The 15,413-nt window shown below is 71.4% G+C and carries 14 protein-coding genes; 9 read left to right on the top strand and 5 right to left on the bottom strand.

Translation table 11 applies throughout. The annotated features are described in order from the left end of the window. Nucleotides 1–167 precede the first annotated feature (167 nt). Complete coding sequence (locus tag ACWCPI_RS06030; protein ID WP_451036967.1) at nt 168–2,096, top strand: 2-oxoacid:acceptor oxidoreductase subunit alpha; 1,929 nt, start codon at nt 168–170, stop codon at nt 2,094–2,096. Beyond that, entirely contained in the window at nt 2,089–3,168 is a 1,080-nt protein-coding gene (locus ACWCPI_RS06025; RefSeq protein ID WP_451036966.1) for a 2-oxoacid:ferredoxin oxidoreductase subunit beta, read from the top strand. Before ACWCPI_RS06030 ends, ACWCPI_RS06025 begins: the two co-directional genes overlap by 8 nt. 85 nt (nt 3,169–3,253) lie before the next feature. On the opposite strand, the gene ACWCPI_RS06020 is transcribed toward ACWCPI_RS06025, so the two are convergent. After that, entirely contained in the window at nt 3,254–3,652 is a 399-nt protein-coding gene (locus ACWCPI_RS06020; protein ID WP_451036965.1) for a winged helix-turn-helix transcriptional regulator, read from the bottom strand. 89 nt (nt 3,653–3,741) lie between these two features. On the opposite strand from ACWCPI_RS06020, the gene ACWCPI_RS06015 reads away from it, so the two are divergent. The 4 genes from ACWCPI_RS06015 (at nt 3,742) to ACWCPI_RS06000 (ending at nt 7,396) form a co-directional block, all read left to right on the top strand. After that, nucleotides 3,742–4,596, top strand: coding sequence for an SDR family oxidoreductase (locus ACWCPI_RS06015; RefSeq protein ID WP_451036964.1), 855 nt, complete (start codon nt 3,742–3,744; stop codon nt 4,594–4,596). A 178-nt stretch (nt 4,597–4,774) separates the two neighbouring features. Beyond that, nucleotides 4,775–5,728, top strand: coding sequence for an EamA family transporter RarD (gene rarD, locus ACWCPI_RS06010; RefSeq protein WP_451036963.1), 954 nt, complete (start codon nt 4,775–4,777; stop codon nt 5,726–5,728). Between the two features lie 74 nt (nt 5,729–5,802). Beyond that, complete coding sequence (locus ACWCPI_RS06005) at nt 5,803–6,279, top strand: VOC family protein (protein ID WP_451036962.1); 477 nt, start codon at nt 5,803–5,805, stop codon at nt 6,277–6,279. 172 nt (nt 6,280–6,451) lie between these two features. Next, entirely contained in the window at nt 6,452–7,396 is a 945-nt protein-coding gene (locus ACWCPI_RS06000; RefSeq protein WP_451036961.1) for a M28 family metallopeptidase, read from the top strand. Nucleotides 7,397–7,526: 130 nt separating this feature from the next. Here ACWCPI_RS06000 and ACWCPI_RS05995 read toward each other — a convergent pair whose 3' ends face one another. Beyond that, nucleotides 7,527–8,930, bottom strand: coding sequence for a tetratricopeptide repeat protein (locus ACWCPI_RS05995; RefSeq protein ID WP_451036960.1), 1,404 nt, complete (start codon nt 8,928–8,930; stop codon nt 7,527–7,529). 268 nt (nt 8,931–9,198) lie between these two features. On the opposite strand from ACWCPI_RS05995, the gene ACWCPI_RS05990 reads away from it, so the two are divergent. From ACWCPI_RS05990 to ACWCPI_RS05980, 3 genes are all read left to right on the top strand, one after another. Further along, nucleotides 9,199–9,720: a DUF6668 family protein gene (locus ACWCPI_RS05990; protein WP_451036959.1), complete on the top strand. Its 522-nt coding sequence runs from the start codon at nt 9,199–9,201 to the stop codon at nt 9,718–9,720. Between the two features lie 236 nt (nt 9,721–9,956). Then, a complete protein-coding gene (locus ACWCPI_RS05985) occupies nt 9,957–11,252 on the top strand; it encodes an amidase (RefSeq protein WP_451036958.1) in 1,296 nt (431 codons plus the stop codon). A 69-nt stretch (nt 11,253–11,321) separates the two neighbouring features. Continuing rightward, nucleotides 11,322–11,906 carry a flavodoxin family protein gene (locus tag ACWCPI_RS05980; RefSeq protein WP_451036957.1) on the top strand — a complete coding sequence of 195 codons (585 nt, stop codon included), beginning with the start codon at nt 11,322–11,324 and terminating at the stop codon, nt 11,904–11,906. 117 nt (nt 11,907–12,023) lie between these two features. Here the strand turns inward: ACWCPI_RS05980 and ACWCPI_RS05975 are convergent, their stop codons facing one another. Genes ACWCPI_RS05975 through ACWCPI_RS05965 form a run of 3 tightly spaced genes read right to left on the bottom strand, consistent with a single transcriptional unit; the run spans nt 12,024 to nt 15,332 of the window. Beyond that, nucleotides 12,024–12,920, bottom strand: a complete 897-nt coding sequence (locus ACWCPI_RS05975) for an ABC transporter permease (RefSeq protein WP_451036956.1) — start codon at nt 12,918–12,920, stop codon at nt 12,024–12,026. After that, the gene (locus tag ACWCPI_RS05970) at nt 12,907–14,016 is read right to left on the bottom strand and encodes an ATP-binding cassette domain-containing protein (protein WP_451036955.1); all 1,110 of its coding nucleotides are present in this window, start codon (nt 14,014–14,016) and stop codon (nt 12,907–12,909) included. The genes ACWCPI_RS05975 and ACWCPI_RS05970 overlap by 14 nt, the downstream gene beginning before the upstream one ends. Nucleotides 14,017–14,066: 50 nt before the next feature. Beyond that, complete coding sequence (locus ACWCPI_RS05965) at nt 14,067–15,332, bottom strand: LolA family protein (RefSeq protein WP_451036954.1); 1,266 nt, start codon at nt 15,330–15,332, stop codon at nt 14,067–14,069. Nucleotides 15,333–15,413 lie beyond the last annotated feature (81 nt).

Raw genomic sequence — 15,413 nt, 5'->3', positions numbered from 1 at the left:
GCGCCGGGGGGCGTAGATCATGACAAGTCAGGTCGGGGGAACGTCTCGGATCCATGTCCGTCATGCGAATGGCCCGGGGAGGGCGACCTTTGCGGACGTAGGGTTGATCCTGGGAAGGCTTGCGGGAAGGCCATGCCCAGACACCGCCTCTAGGGAGGTCCAGTTCAGTGACCAGCCAGGTCAGTAGCCCAGCGGAGCAGGCCGACGAAGCCGTCGTGGGAGAGCAGCGCAAACCGGTGGGGACGAAGGACGTCCGCCGGCTGGACCGGGTGATCATTCGTTTCGCGGGGGACTCGGGCGACGGTATGCAGCTCACCGGCGACCGCTTCACCTCGGAAACGGCGTCCTTCGGCAACGATCTGTCCACCCTGCCGAACTTCCCGGCCGAGATCCGCGCCCCCGCCGGAACCCTGCCGGGCGTGTCCTCCTTCCAGCTGCACTTCGCCGACCACGACATCCTGACGCCCGGTGACGCGCCGAACGTGCTGGTCGCGATGAACCCGGCGGCCCTGAAGGCCAACATCGCCGACCTGCCGCGCGGCGCGGAGATCATCGTCAACACGGACGAGTTCACCAAGCGGGCGATGCAGAAGGTGGGCTACGACACCTCGCCTCTGGAGGACGGCTCACTCGACGGCTACAGCCTGCACCCCGTGCCGTTGACCACCCTGACGGTGGAGGCACTGAAGGAGTTCGACCTCACCCGCAAGGAGGCCGAGCGCAGCAAGAACATGTTCGCCCTGGGCCTGCTGAGCTGGATGTACCACCGGCCGACCGAGGGCACCGAGAAGTTCCTGAAGTCGAAGTTCGCCAAGAAGCCGGACATCGCGGCCGCCAACATCGCCGCCTTCCACGCGGGCTGGAACTTCGGCGAGACGACCGAGGACTTCGCCGTCTCGTACGAGATCGCCCCGGCGACCACGGCCTTCCCGGTCGGCACCTACCGGAACATCTCCGGGAACCTCGCCCTGTCCTACGGGCTGATCGCGGCGTCTCACCAGGCGGACCTGCCGCTGTTCCTGGGCTCGTACCCGATCACCCCGGCCTCGGACATCCTGCACGAGCTGAGCCGGCACAAGAACTTCGGCGTACGGACCTTCCAGGCCGAGGACGAGATCGCCGGCATCGGCGCGGCGCTGGGCGCGGCCTTCGGCGGCTCGCTCGCCGTGACCACGACGTCCGGCCCCGGCGTGGCCCTGAAGTCGGAGACCATCGGGCTCGCCGTCTCGCTTGAGCTGCCGCTGCTGATCGTGGACATCCAGCGCGGCGGACCCTCGACCGGCCTGCCGACCAAGACCGAGCAGGCGGACCTGCTCCAGGCGATGTACGGCCGCAACGGGGAGGCGCCGGTGCCGATCGTCGCCCCCCACACCCCGGCGGACTGCTTCGACGCCGCGCTGGAGGCGGCGCGGATCGCGCTGACGTACCGCACTCCGGTGATGCTGCTCTCCGACGGCTACCTGGCCAACGGCTCGGAACCCTGGCGGATCCCGGAGCTGGACGAGCTGCCGGACCTGACCGTGCAGTTCGCGCAGGGACCGAACCACACACTTGAGGACGGCAGCGAGGTCTTCTGGCCGTACAAGAGGGACCCGCAGACCCTCGCCCGGCCGTGGGCGGTGCCGGGCACGCCGGGTCTGGAGCACCGGATCGGGGGGATCGAGAAGGAGGACGGCACGGGCAACATCTCCTACGCCCCCGCCAACCACGACTTCATGGTCCGCACCCGCCAGGCCAAGATCGACGGTATCGACGTCCCGGACGTCGAGGTCGACGACCCGCACGGGGCGAAGACGCTCGTGCTGGGCTGGGGATCGACGTACGGCCCGATCACCGCCGCGGTCCGCCGCCTGCGCAACGCGGGCGAGTCGATCGCCCAGGCGCATCTGCGCCATCTGAACCCGTTCCCGCGCAACCTGGGCGTGGTACTCGGACGCTACGAGAAGGTGGTGATCCCCGAGATGAACCTCGGCCAGCTCGCCACTCTGGTCCGGGCGAAGTACCTGGTGGACGCCCACTCGTACAACCAGGTCAACGGCATGCCGTTCAAGGCGGAACAGCTCGCCAAGGCGCTCAAGGAGGCCATCGATGGCTGAGACGTCCACGGAAGGCACGGGCACGATCGAGGCGCTCTCGCTCGTCCCCAAGGCCGAGGCCCGCCAGTCCATGAAGGACTTCAAGTCCGATCAGGAAGTGCGCTGGTGCCCCGGCTGCGGTGACTACGCGATCCTCGCCGCGGTCCAGGGCTTCATGCCGGAGCTGGGCCTGGCCAGGGAGAACATCGTCTTCGTCTCGGGCATCGGCTGTTCGTCGCGCTTCCCGTACTACATGAACACGTACGGAATGCACTCCATCCACGGGCGCGCCCCGGCGATCGCGACCGGCCTCGCCGCGTCGCGGCGGGATCTGAGCGTGTGGGTGGTCACGGGCGACGGCGACGCGCTGTCGATCGGTGGCAATCATCTGATCCACGCCCTGCGGCGCAACGTCAACCTCAAGATCCTGCTGTTCAACAACCGGATCTACGGGCTGACGAAGGGGCAGTACTCCCCGACCTCCGAGGTCGGCAAGATCACCAAGTCGACGCCGATGGGTTCGCTGGACGCGCCCTTCAACCCGGTGTCCCTCGCGATCGGCGCGGAGGCGTCCTTCGTGGCCCGCACGGTGGACTCCGACCGCAAGCACCTCACCGAGGTCCTGCGCCAGGCGGCCGCCCACCGGGGCACGGCGCTGATCGAGATCTACCAGAACTGCAACATCTTCAACGACGGCGCCTTCGAGGTCCTCAAGGACAAGCAGCAGGCCGAGGAGGCGGTGATCCGCCTGGAGCACGGGCAGCAGATCCGCTTCGGCGCGGACGGCGCGCGGGGCGTGGTTCGTGATCCGCAGACCGGTGACCTGAAGATCGTCACGGTGACCCCGGAGAACGAGTCGCAGATCCTCGTCCACGACGCCCACTCCGCGTCCTCGACCACGGCCTTCGCCCTGTCCCGGCTCGCCGATCCGGACACCCTGCACCACACCCCGATCGGCGTGCTCAGAGCGGTGGACCGCCCGGTGTACGACACCCAGATGGCGGACCAGCTGGACTCGGCGATCGAGCAGAACGGCAAGGGGGACCTGGCCACGCTGCTGGCGGGCGGGGACACCTGGACGGTCGTCGGCTGACCGGCCCCTTCGACAGAGGTGGGAGCCCGGGTGCCGTTCGGCACCCGGGCTTGTGCGAGCTGCCTCGACTGCGGGCCCGCACCGTTCAGGAGCCGCTCCTGCGCGCGTCGTAGGCCTCCCGCGACCTCTGCACCTGCGCCATCCGCCGCTCGGTCCACAGCGCCAGCTCGCGTACCTGTTCCGCCGCCTCGCGGCCGAGCTCGGTCAGGGAGTAGTCGACGCGCGGCGGGATCACGGGCTTGGCGTCGCGGTCGACCAGGCCGTCCCGCTCCAACGTCTGCAGCGTCTGGGTCAGCATCTTCTCGGTCACCCGGCCGATCGCGCGGCGCAGTTCGCTGAACCGGTAGGGGCGCTCCAGGAGTTCGATCAGGACGAGGACGCCCCAGCGGCTGGTCACGTGCTCCAGGACCTGCCGGTGCGGGCACATTCCCTCGCCGAGGGCGTACTTGTCCGTAGTCCTGCCATCCACGCCACTTACCGTCATGCCAGTACCTTACTTCAAAGTGGGTACTTTCCAATAGTTAGCGCACCTTCTAGCGTTAGTGCTTCGTCCACCCGCTAGGAGTACTGACCATGAGCATCGTCGTCACCGGAGCCACCGGAAACCTGGGCCGCCATGTCGTGGAGCAGCTGCTGGAGAAGGTTCCGGCCGACCAGGTCACCGCCGTCGTACGCAGTCCCGAGAAGGCCACCGGGTTCGCCGAGCGCGGCGTGAGGATCGCCACCGCCGACTACAACACCCCCGCGAGCTTCGAGGGACTGTTCGCAGCCGGTGACAAGGTGCTGCTCATATCCGGCAACGAGTTCGACAAGGGCCGCGTCGGGCAGCACCAGGTCGTCATCGACGCCGCCAAGGCCGCCGGCGTCGCCCTGCTCGCCTACACCAGCGCCCCCGGCAGCCTGACCGCCGCCCTCGCCGACGACCACCGGGACACCGAGAAGGCCCTGAAGGAGTCGGGCCTGCCGTACGCGCTGCTGCGCAACAGCTGGTACCACGAGAACTACACCGAGAACCTCGCCCCGGTCCTGCAGTACGACGCGGTCACCCACGCCGCCGGCGAGGGCCGTGTCTCCTCCGCGTCCCGCGCCGACTACGCGGCCGCCGCCGTGGCCGTACTGACCGGTGAGGGCCATGAGAACAAGACGTACGAGCTGGGCGGTGACATCGCCTGGAGCTTCGCCGAGTACGCGGCCGAGCTGAGCCGGCAGACCGGTAGGAAGATCACCGACAACGCCGTCTCCGTCGAGGCCTTCTCCGGCATCCTGACCGGCGCGGGGGTGCCCGAGCCGCTCGCCGCGATCCTGGCCGGCGTGGACGCCTCCATCGCGAAGGGTGAGCTGGTCATCGACAGTGGTGACCTGTCCCGCCTGACCGGTCGTCCGACGACCCCGATGGCGGAGGCGATCGCGACCGCGCTCAAGAACTGAGACTCGGCGTTCCTGCAGCTAGCCCCGGGTCGGCGCCCGTCGCCGGCCCTCGGACGCCCCGCCCCCGACGTGTCATGACCGTATGCCGATACGGGCATGACACACGGGGGCTTTCGGCGTTACCGTCGAGCGTGCCGCCGTGCGAGCGCGGCGGGATCAGCGCGGAAAGGGAGGGGCCGTGGCCGGGAAGTCACAGGGCGAGCGGCGTGCGGGACTGCTGAACGGCATCGCGGCCTACGGGATGTGGGGGCTCGTCCCCCTCTTCTGGCCCCTGCTCAAGCCCGCCGGAGCCATCGAGATCCTCGCCCATCGGATGACCTGGTCGCTGGTCGTGGTGGCGGTCGCGCTGGCCGTCGTGCGGCGCTGGTCCTGGGCGGGCGAGTTGATACGCCAACCGCGGCGGCTGGCGCTCGTCGCCGTGGCCGCGGCCGTGATCACCGTCAACTGGGGCCTGTACATCTGGTCCGTGAACACGGGCCATGTGGTGGAGGCCTCACTCGGGTACTTCATCAATCCGCTCGTCACCATCGCCATGGGCGTCCTGCTCCTCAAGGAACGGCTGCGGCCCGCGCAGTGGGCGGCCGTCGGGGTCGGGCTCGCGGCGGTGATCGTGCTGACCGTCGGATACGGCCGGCCGCCGTGGATCTCCCTGGTGCTCGCCTTCTCCTTCGCCACGTACGGCCTGGTGAAGAAGAAGGTCAACCTCGGCGGCTTCGAATCGCTGGCCGCGGAGACCGCGATCCAGTTCCTGCCCGCCCTGGCGTACCTGGGGTGGCTGGCGACGCAGGGGGAGTCGACCTTCGCCTCGCAGGGCCCGGGGCATGCGGCGCTGCTCGCTGCCACCGGCGTCGTCACCGCCCTGCCGCTCGTGTGCTTCGGCGCGGCCGCGATACGGGTGCCGCTGTCGACCCTGGGACTGCTGCAGTACCTGGCGCCGGTCTTCCAGTTCCTGCTCGGCGTCCTGTACTTCCGCGAGGCGATGCCTGCCGAGAGGTGGGCCGGGTTCGCGCTGGTCTGGCTGGCGTTGACGCTCCTGACAGCGGACGCGTGGCGCGCCGCGCGGCGCAGCAGGGTGGCGGGTTTGAGCACTCCTCAGGTCGAGAAGCCGGTGTCCGCCGTGGTGGACGCCTGAGACCGGGGCGTCCTCGCTGACGGGACCGGCGATTCTCGTTGCGGCTCCCTCACGAACCCCATATGAGTGGTCGCATGACTCAGACACCCGACGCGACTTCGGCCCCCCTCCACTGGAAGCTCGTCATCGACTGCGCCAACCCCCAGTCGCAGGCGGACTTCTGGGCCGCGGCGCTGCACTACGCGGTCGAGGACAACAACGCCCTGATCGAGCGGCTGCTGGAACTCGGTGCGCTGCCGCGGGAGGCCGTCGTCGAGTTCCACGCCCGTCTCGCCTTCCGTGACCTGGTCGCGGTACGGCATCCGGACGACCCGTACGACAAGGACAGCGGCACCGGGCTGGGCCGTCGGCTGCTGTTCCAGCGGGTGCCGGAGGCGAAGAGCGTCAAGAACCGGCTCCATCTGGACCTGCACGCGGCGGCAGGGGAACGCGAGGCGGAGGTCGAGCGCTTGGAGGGGCTGGGAGCGAGCGTGCTGCGGCGGGTGAAGGAGCCGGGCGGGGAGTGGGTCGTGCTCGCGGATCCGGAGGGAAACGAATTCTGCGTGCAGTGAGATGCGCCGGGCCGGGCGCCCGACGTCCGCCACGCTCTTCCTCATGTGAATTCCTGGCCATTACACAACTCTTGACGAAGAGTCAGCAGTGGCTCCACCATCCAGGCACCCATTCACCGTGGATGCCCGCGGCCACCCCGCGGGGATCCCCCTGGAATTCGGAGCCCCCCACATGAAGCTCCCCTTCTCCGGGCGCGCGCTGGCGTCGGGTACCGTCGCCGCCGCTGTGCTGCTCACCGGCGGATCCATAGCCGGAGCGGCTCCCGCGCCCTCGGCGGCCGCCGCTCCCGACATATCCCTGGCGAGCGTCAAGGCCCACCTCACCCAGCTGCAGTCGATCGCCTCCGCCAACGGCGGCAACCGGGCGCACGGCCGTCCCGGCTACAAGGCCTCCCTCGACTATGTGAAGGCCAAGCTGGACGCGGCCGGATACACCACGACCGTCCAGCAGTTCACGTCCTCCGGCAGAACGGGCTACAACCTGATCGCCGACTGGCCCGGCGGCGACACCAACCAGGTCGTCATGGCCGGATCGCACCTCGACAGCGTCTCGTCCGGTCCCGGCATCAACGACAACGGCTCCGGCTCCGCGGCCGTCCTGGAGACCGCGCTCGCCGTGTCACGGGCCGGACACCATCCCACCAAGCATCTGCGGTTCGCCTGGTGGGGCGCGGAGGAGCTGGGGCTCGTCGGCTCCCGGTACTACGTCAACAACCTCTCCGCCGCCAACCGAGCCAAGATCAGCGGCTATCTGAACTTCGACATGATCGGCTCGCGCAACGCCGGTTACTTCGTCTACGACGACGACCCCGCGATCGAGAAGACCTTCAAGGACTACTTCGCCGGCCTCGGTGTCCCGACCGAGATCGAGACCGAGGGGGACGGCCGCTCCGACCACGCTCCGTTCAAGAGCGCGGGCGTGCCGGTGGGCGGGCTGTTCACGGGCGCGAGCCGGACCAAGACCGCGGCACAGGTGGCCAAGTGGGGCGGTACGGCCGGACAGGCGTTCGACCGCTGCTACCACTCGTCCTGCGACACGACGTCCAACATCAACGACACGGCGCTGGACCGGAACAGCGACGCCGTCGCGCACGCGGTGTGGAAACTGTCGGAATAGGACGCCGGTTCTAACGGTGATCTCGTACCCCGACCGGTGATCTCGTACCCCGACCGGTGAACCGCTGCCCCGTGCCGGCGACCGGGCGTTCCGACCGGTGACCAGGTGGTCCGACCGGTGACCGGGCGCGTCAACCGGCAGGCGGCCCGACCGGCCTGGCGGCACGGGCGGCGAGGCGGTCCATCCGGGCGCGGACCGACTCCAGCTCCTCGACGTCCTCGGCGGCCGGGCCGCCCCCGGCCGCCAGGTCGGTCCACAACCCGAGCAGGTCCCGGCCCAGGTCGAGCCCCAGGCCCGGGTCGCGTACGGCACGCCAGGCCGTTGCCGCGCCGTGGATGCTGCTGTACGCCGCCTCCGTGGCCCGGGCGCGGTGGTGGGTGCGGGCCACGTCGAGGGAGAGCCGGAAGGCGTACGCCGGCTCTCCCGCCAGGTAGGCGATGTACGCGGCCAGTTCACGCATCCGGAGCACCTCGGGGTGTTCCGGCCCCAGCACGGCGGACGCCTCCGCGACGGCTCGTTCCGCCCTTTCCGCCGCCTCCGCGGTACGGCCCTGCGCCACGGCCTCGTTGATCCCGACGATGTGCGCGGCGAAGGGGGAGGCGTCGGCGGCGCCGGGCGCGTCCCCGAGCACGGCCTCGGCCACGGCGTCGAAGCCTCGGGGTGGCGTGGGCTCGGGGTCGGGGTCGATGTCGGAGACGGGGGCGGGTTCGAAGGCCGGGATCGGGCCGGGTTCCGGGAAGGGCGCGGGGGCCGGGGACGGGCCGCGGGACGCAACCGACTCCGGGGCCGGGGACGGGCCGCGGGACGCAACCGGCTCCGCGGCCGGGAACGGGCCGGGGGCCCCAACCAGCCCTGCGGCCGCCACCGAGCCTGGGACCTCAATCGGCCCTGCGGCCGCCACCGGGTCCTGCGCCGCCACCGGATCGGCGGGCGGGACTTCGGCCGACTGCGGCCCTGCGTCCATCAGGGGCGGCGGGCCGAACTCGCCCAGCGGCGGTGCGGTCGAGCCGGGCATCGCGTCCCGCGCCGGCTGCCGTGTCGTACGCAGCCGGAAGGTGGGCGAGCCGTCCTCCTCCGGGCCCGGCAGGGGGCGCAGCCGATGTGTGGGCCTGTCGCGATACGGCGCCGAGGACGCCGCGGACGCCGCGGTGACTTCGGCGGACGCGGGCGATACGGGTGCGTCGCCTCCCGGCGGGACCGTCCCCTCGGGCGGTGCCGTCCGTACCGGGTCGGCGGTGTAGCGGCTGGAGCCGTCCGCGTCCACCCGGAGCGGGACCACATAGCCGATGCGCTCGTCGCGGATCGTGGCGTGCACGGGGTGGCCGCAGGCGACGGCGATGCGCTGGAGGTGGGTCAGTACGGCGTGCTGGATCTCCTCACCGGGAGCCGCGGTGACCGGGACGCCGCCGACGGACGCGCCGCCCGCGCCCGGGCCGGCGGCAGGCACACGCACGTCGATCGGCGCGGTCGCGGGGGCCGCCGGGGCCGCGGCGCGCTTGTGTTCCCGCTTCATCGCGCGGCTGAGTAGAGACATCGCTTCCCTCACTCGCATGCGTCGGGGTTCGCACGGACAGCGCGTCGGGGGTCCCATGGTGCCCCACCCGCCGTACAGCTCCGATCCCCGACGGCCGGATCCGGTGGCACCGGCCGGACACGTCGTACACCTGCTGTCGAGTCTCCCTGGTCGCGCGCGCCGCGGACGTCACCACGGCGTCACAGACTCGTTCCAGGAGCTTGTGCCACGTCACGGCGTTCTCATGCCTGACGCGAAGATCGGTGGCGTGAGAGTGAGGTGTGCGGGCATGCGCACGGACATGCGCGTACGACAGGGGCGGCCGGATCCTGGCCCGGAGATCTGGATCCGCGGGCCGGTGGCCTTGCCGGAGGAGCCGGCACCCTCCCGGGCCGCCGAAGCACCTCGACGCTTCTCCTGGGTCGGCGCCCACGGCGGGGCAGGTGTCACCACCCTCGCCTCGGTCTACGGCGGCCAGGACTGCGGACGGGACTGGCCGGGACCCGCCGATCCGCAGTCCGTGCTGCTGGTGGCCCGTACGCACGCGGCCGGACTGGATGCCGTCCTGGGCGCCCTGGAGGTCTTCCGGCGCGGGCAGGCGCCGCACGGGCTCGACCTCGATGCCGTGGTCCTGGTGGCGGACGCGCCGGGCCGGCTTCCGCGTCCGCTCGCCGAGCGCGTCAAGGTGATCGAGGCGGCCATCGATGTGTACCGGGTGCCGTGGGTGCCTGCGTGGCGGCTCGGTGATCTCGGTGGACAGCCGCCGCGGGAGGCGGACGTGCTGGCGCGGTTGACGGGGCGTTCTCGCTGAGGCCGGTGGTTCGGCGGTGGGGCCCGAGGCTCTTCCCCGGGGGGCCGGGAAGAGAACCTGAGCCACGCTCCCCGGAGCCGGGCAGTAGGGCCGAGCCGGGCGCCCCGGGGCCCGGGAAGTAGGGCCGATCCGAGCGCCCCGGAGCCCGGGCAGTAGGGCCGATCCGGGCGCCCCGGGGCCGGGATGAAGGCCCGAGCCGGCCGCCCCGGCGGGGGCCGTCGCGGAGAATCTTCCCCATGACGACCGAGCCGCCCCCCGACCCTGCCGCCCTGTCGGCCTGGGAGATCGCCGCTGCCGTGCGCTCGCGGACACTGGGCGCCGTCGACGTGGTCGCGGCGGCCCTGGAACGGATCCGGCGCACCGACCCCGTCCTGTGCGCCTTCGTCGAAGTGTGGGGCGAGGAGGCGATCGAGCGAGCCGGCGAGGTGGACGCCCGGGTCGCCGCGGGCGAGCGCCTGCCGCTGGCCGGTGTGCCGATCGGGGTCAAGGGGCGGCACGGGTCGCGTACGGCCGGTCCGCTGCTGGCGGCGGGGTGCGTGGCCGTGGGGGCGACCTCCGTTCCGGGGCCGGGAACCCCCTGGCAGACCTGGGGGCTCGGCCGACACGGCCGTACGGTCAACCCCTGGCGGCACGACCGTACGCCGGGCGGTTCCTCGGCGGGCTCCGCGGCGGCGGTGGCGGCGGGCCTGGTACCGCTCGCCACCGGGAGCGACGGGGCCGGGTCGGTGCGGATCCCGGCGGCGTGGTGCGGGGTCGTCGGACTGAAGGTGACGAACGGGCGGTTGCCGTCGACCGACCGTACGGGCCTCATGGCACCCGGGGTACTGGCGCGGCGCGTGCGGGATGCGGCGGCTTACTGGCAGGTGATGTCCGAGGCTCGCCCGGAAGGGGAGCCAGAGCCGGGAACGAGTCCCGGGGCCCGTCAGGGACACGCGCTGAGAGCCGGTCAGGACGGGGTGCCCGGAGGACACCGGCACGGGGCGGGTGCGCCCTCCGAGGCGCCCGGGGAGTACGCCGTCTCCACCGCCGTGTGGTCCCCCGACCTCGGCTTCGACTCCCCCGACCCGGCCGTCGTCGCAGTCGCACGTTTCGCCGCCGCCCGTCTCGCCGACGCGGGCACGTTGCGGCTCGTGCGCCCCGACGGCCCGCTCCGCCTCCACGACCCGGCCCCCGCCTGGCTGTCCCTGCGGACCCCGGGTGCCGACACCGCCCCCGCCCACCGCATCCGGGCCGCGAACGACAGCCGCCTCGCCGCCCTCTTCGCCGATGCCGACCTGCTGCTGACACCGACCGCCCCCACCGGGCCGCATGGCCACGCAGGTCCCGGCGACCGGTATTCCACCGCGCTCACCTGGGCGTTCAACCTGAGCGGGCATCCGGCGATCAGCATCCCGGCGGGACTGGGCCCGGACGGGTGTCCGGTCGGACTGCAGTTGGTGGCGCGGCACGGGGCCGAGTCGCTGCTGCTCAGGGTGGCGCAAGAGGCCGAGCGGCAGATCGGGCCCTGGACAACTACATGCGTACGCATATAATGCACGTGCGATTAATTGTCGTACGCCGACCGATGTGGCCCCATGCCGGGGCGACTGTTTGGGGGACCCATGACCCGCCGCTTCCTGTTCGTCCTCGGCAGCAGCCGCTCCGACGGCAACACCGAGTTGCTCGCCCGCAGGGCCGCCGAGCAGCTGCCCGAGAATGTCGAGCAGCAGTGGATCGACCTGGCCGCGCATCCGCTGCCGGACTTCGAGGACCTGCGGCACGACAGCGACCATGTGCGCCCGACGCAGGGCGAGGTGGCACTGCTGCTCGACGCCACGCTCGCCGCGACGGACGTCGTGATCGCCTCGCCGCTGTACTGGTACTCGGTGTCCGCCCACGTCAAGCGCTACCTGGACCACTGGTCGGGCTGGCTGCGCACGCCCGGCGTCGACTTCAAGGCGACCATGGCCGGGCGCACCCTGTGGGGCGTCACCGCGCTCGCGCACGAGGAGCAGGAGGTCGCCGACCCGCTGGTCGGCACGCTCAACAACTCCGCCGCGTACCTGGGGATGCGCTTCGGCGGAGTGCTGCTGGGCAACGGCAGCAAGCCCGGTGACGTACTGAACGACACCGAGGCCCTGGCCCGCGCGAAGACCTTCTTCGCCCAGGAGGCGCCGCTCGCCCGCTTCCCGTACGAGACCGACTGACGCCGGTCGGACGGCACACCCGGTCCGTCGTTCGGATCAGGTCGGCCGAGACGGACGGTGCCTTCCGGCCGGAGCGTGCCGCGCCCCGCGACGCCGGCGTGATCCGAACGCCAGGCCCTATGCCGTGATGTCCTTCGCCGTGAACCGCGCCCACGCCGCCGAACCGAACACCGCCGCGTAGAGGGCCTGCACACCGAGGTTCTTGACCAGGTCGTCCCAGTAGACGGGGTCGCGCATGAGGTCGGCGAAGGACAGCCAGTAGTGGGAGAAGAAGTACGGCTGGATCGCGTGCAGCTGCGGGATCTGGTCGAGGATCTGGACGGTGATCAACAGGCCCACGGTCGTCGCCATCGCCGCGATGCCGCTGTTGGTCATCGTCGAGACGAACAGGCCGAGCGCTGCCACGCCTATGAGTGACGTGGCGACGACCAGGGCGATGAGCAGGGCTCTGCCCAGCCCCTCCGCGAAGCTGATCCGGGTGCCGGAGATGGTCGTCAGGTCTCCGAGAGGGAAGAGCAGCGCCCCGACGGTGAGCGCCGAGACGGCGACCACGAGGGTCGCGACCAGGCAGAAGGCCATCGTGGTCGCGTACTTGGTGAGAAGCAGGCGGGTACGGCCGGCGGGGGCCACGAGGAGATAGCGCAGGGTGCCCGCGTTCGCCTCGCCCGCTATCGCGTCGCCCGCGACGACACCGATCGCCATCGGCAGGAAGAACGGAAGCGTCGCGGCCAGGGCGGTGAACACCAGGAACAGGCCGTTGTTCGTGATCTGCGAGATGAACGCCGGGCCACCGCCCTGCGGGCCACCGCCTCCCATCGACCCGCCGTCGCCCGTTTCGATCTTCACGGCGATCCCGACCAGGATCGGCACACCCGCCAGGACCGCGAGCAGCGCGAGAGTGCGCCAGCGCCGGAAGGTGGTGAGGAGCTCGCTGCGCAGTAGGCCGAAGGTCCACAACCGGCTGGGCCCGCGCGTCGGCGGACGAGGTTCGTCGGCCGTTTCAGCCCGCGACATCGAACCCCTCCCCCGTGAGTGCCACGAACGCGTCCTCCAGGGAGGCCCGTTCCACACCGAAGCCGCGGACGCGGACGCCCGCCGACACCAGTGCGGCGTTGAGCTCGGCCGGATCGCGGTCGGGCGGCTCCGCGGTCACCCGTTCCTCCTCGACGACGACGTCACCGGCGCCCTGCTCCTTCAGCACCCGGGCCGCGTCCGCGACGTCGGGCGTGGTCACGACGAGCCGGCCGCGCATCCCGGCCGCCAGCTCCGCCACCGCGCCCTGGGTGATCAGCCGGCCCTGCGCCATCACGGCCGCGTGCGTGCACACCTGCTCGATCTCGTCCAGGAGGTGGGAGGAGAGGAAGACGGTCGTGCCGTCGGAGGCCAACTCCCGCACCAGCGAGCGGATCTCCCGCATGCCCTGGGGATCGAGGCCGTTGGTCGGCTCGTCGAGGACGAGGAGCCGGCGCGGTTGGAGCAGCGCGGCCGCGAGCCCCAGCCGCTGTTTCATGCCGAGCGAGTACGCCCTGGCCTTCTTGCCCGCGGCGGCCGCCAGGCCCACCCGATCCAGCGCGGCCGCGACGCGGGTGCGCCGGGTGCGCGGATCGGCGGTCGGGTCGGCGGCGTCGTAACGCATGAGGTTGTCGCGGCCGGAGAGGAAGCCGTACAGGGCGGGCCCCTCGATGAGCGCGCCGACGTGCGGCAGTACGGTGCGCGCGGATTGCGGCATGGGCTGCCCCAGCACGCGCGCGGTACCGGAGGTCGGCTCGATGAGGCCCATGAGCATGCGGATGGTGGTGGTCTTGCCGGAGCCGTTCGGCCCGAGGAAGCCGAAGACGCTGCCCGCCGGGACGGTCAGATCGAGACCGTCCACGGCGAGCTGCCCGCCGCGGTAGCGCTTGGTGAGCGCGCGGGTGGCGATCACCGTGCCGGGGCCGTCCTCCTCGCCGCCCTGTCCGGCCTGAACGCCATGCCTGGCCCGCGCGGCCGGTCCGGCTTCCCCGGCCGGATCGGCTTCCCCGGCCGGGTCGGCTTCCCCGGCCGGGTCGGCTTCCCCAGCCGGGTCGGCCTCACCGGCCTCGCCGGTCTGCGCGGCGGGCAGTTCCTCCATGGGCTCCTCAGGCTCCTCGGTTCATGGCCGCGCGGGACGCCCGGCCCGGGTCACTCGGCCGAGTCGGCCGCCTTCACCAGGGCGTCCTTGTCGACCGCGCCGACGTAGACCTTGCCGTCGTCCGTGATGAGGGCGTTGATGAGGCGGGTCTTGAAGACCGTGCCCGAGCCGAAGTCGCCGGTGACCTTGTCGCCCAGGGAGTCGAGGAAGCCGCCCATGTCGCCACCGACCTCGGAACCGGAGGGAACGCCCTCGCCGCCGGTGTCGAAGACGGCCACGGAGTTCCAGCCCTCGCCGATGACCTCGGGACCGTCGGAGGCCTTGCCGTGCCCGCCCTCGGACTTCGGGCCGCCGAACTCCTTGTCGAGCTCCTTGCGGAACTGCTCCTCGGACTTCGGGCCGCCGTGCTCACCGGCCGCCCCCTTCAGCTCGCCCTCCTCGGTCACCTTCGCGCCCTTGGGCGGCGTGAAGTCGAAGGTGGAAGCGGCCGGCTTGGCGAAGCTGACCTGGGTGAAGCCCGCGTCGATCACGGCCGCGCCGCCGCCGGCCGGAGTCAGCGTGAACTTCAGCGGCATGCCCGTCCTGGCGTCCACGGCGACCGTGATCGCGCCGACCGTGGTCCCGGACTGCTTCGGCTTGATGAGCAGCCGGTACGCGTCCCGGCCCGCGACCTGGGCGGTGCCGTCGACGGTGACGGACGTGGTGTCGTCGACCGCCTTCAGCGCCTCCTCGGTGAGGTCCTTGGGTGTCGCCGGGACCTTCTCGGACCGCTCCTTGTGGGCCTGCGGCTCGTCGGCGGTGCCGTGGAAGACCTCGTTCGACCTGCTGTCGTAGCCCCAGACGTCCTTGCCGTTGTGGATGAGGCTGTACTCCGATGCCTTCTCCAGCAGGGAGAGCTTCTGCCGGTCCGGGCCGTCGGCGGCGACCCGCAGCGTGTGGGTGCCGGACACGAGTTCGGTGAGCTTGACCGAGGGATCGGCGGACGATCCGTCACCCGATTCCGAACCCATGGCGCCGGAGGCGAGGCTCGACTCCAGGCCACCGAGGTCCGGCAGGCCCAGATCGGTGCTGATCTTCACGGTGCCGGACAGCTGCTGCACGTCCGACTTCGCGATCTTCTCGACGAGTTGCTGCGCGGTGATCTTCGGCAGGTCCGGGTCGCCGGAGTCGGCGAGCGCCGGTACCAGCCCGATGGTCGCCGCCGCGACGCCCACCACCGTGACGGGAACGACGTACCGCGCGGCCCTGCGCCGCCCCACGCGCAGGTCGTCGGCCTCCCCGCCGGTCGTACTGTCGTCGGATGCGTACGGTGCCATGTGTGCCTTACCTCCGTCGTCGGCGGCGGCTGTCCGTCTCGTTTCCTCGCCCGGGAGTCTTGCGACCCCGCGCAGATCCAC

Source organism: Streptomyces sp. NPDC001920, assembly GCF_053594495.1.
Note: the sequence above shows the minus strand (reverse complement) of the source record. Positions and strands in the feature narration are given on the sequence as shown.

Coding starts and splice junctions, on each gene's coding strand:
- ACWCPI_RS06025 (WP_451036966.1), top strand. CDS start 2,089: ATGGCTGAGACGTCCACGGAAGGCACGGGCACGATCGAGGCGCTCTCG.
- ACWCPI_RS05985 (WP_451036958.1), top strand. CDS start 9,957: ATGACGACCGAGCCGCCCCCCGACCCTGCCGCCCTGTCGGCCTGGGAG.
- ACWCPI_RS06015 (WP_451036964.1), top strand. CDS start 3,742: ATGAGCATCGTCGTCACCGGAGCCACCGGAAACCTGGGCCGCCATGTC.
- ACWCPI_RS06005 (WP_451036962.1), top strand. CDS start 5,803: ATGACTCAGACACCCGACGCGACTTCGGCCCCCCTCCACTGGAAGCTC.
- ACWCPI_RS05995 (WP_451036960.1), bottom strand. CDS start 8,930: ATGTCTCTACTCAGCCGCGCGATGAAGCGGGAACACAAGCGCGCCGCG.
- ACWCPI_RS05980 (WP_451036957.1), top strand. CDS start 11,322: ATGACCCGCCGCTTCCTGTTCGTCCTCGGCAGCAGCCGCTCCGACGGC.
- ACWCPI_RS06020 (WP_451036965.1), bottom strand. CDS start 3,652: ATGACGGTAAGTGGCGTGGATGGCAGGACTACGGACAAGTACGCCCTC.
- ACWCPI_RS05990 (WP_451036959.1), top strand. CDS start 9,199: ATGCGCACGGACATGCGCGTACGACAGGGGCGGCCGGATCCTGGCCCG.
- ACWCPI_RS05970 (WP_451036955.1), bottom strand. CDS start 14,016: ATGGAGGAACTGCCCGCCGCGCAGACCGGCGAGGCCGGTGAGGCCGAC.
- ACWCPI_RS05975 (WP_451036956.1), bottom strand. CDS start 12,920: ATGTCGCGGGCTGAAACGGCCGACGAACCTCGTCCGCCGACGCGCGGG.
- ACWCPI_RS06000 (WP_451036961.1), top strand. CDS start 6,452: ATGAAGCTCCCCTTCTCCGGGCGCGCGCTGGCGTCGGGTACCGTCGCC.
- ACWCPI_RS05965 (WP_451036954.1), bottom strand. CDS start 15,332: ATGGCACCGTACGCATCCGACGACAGTACGACCGGCGGGGAGGCCGAC.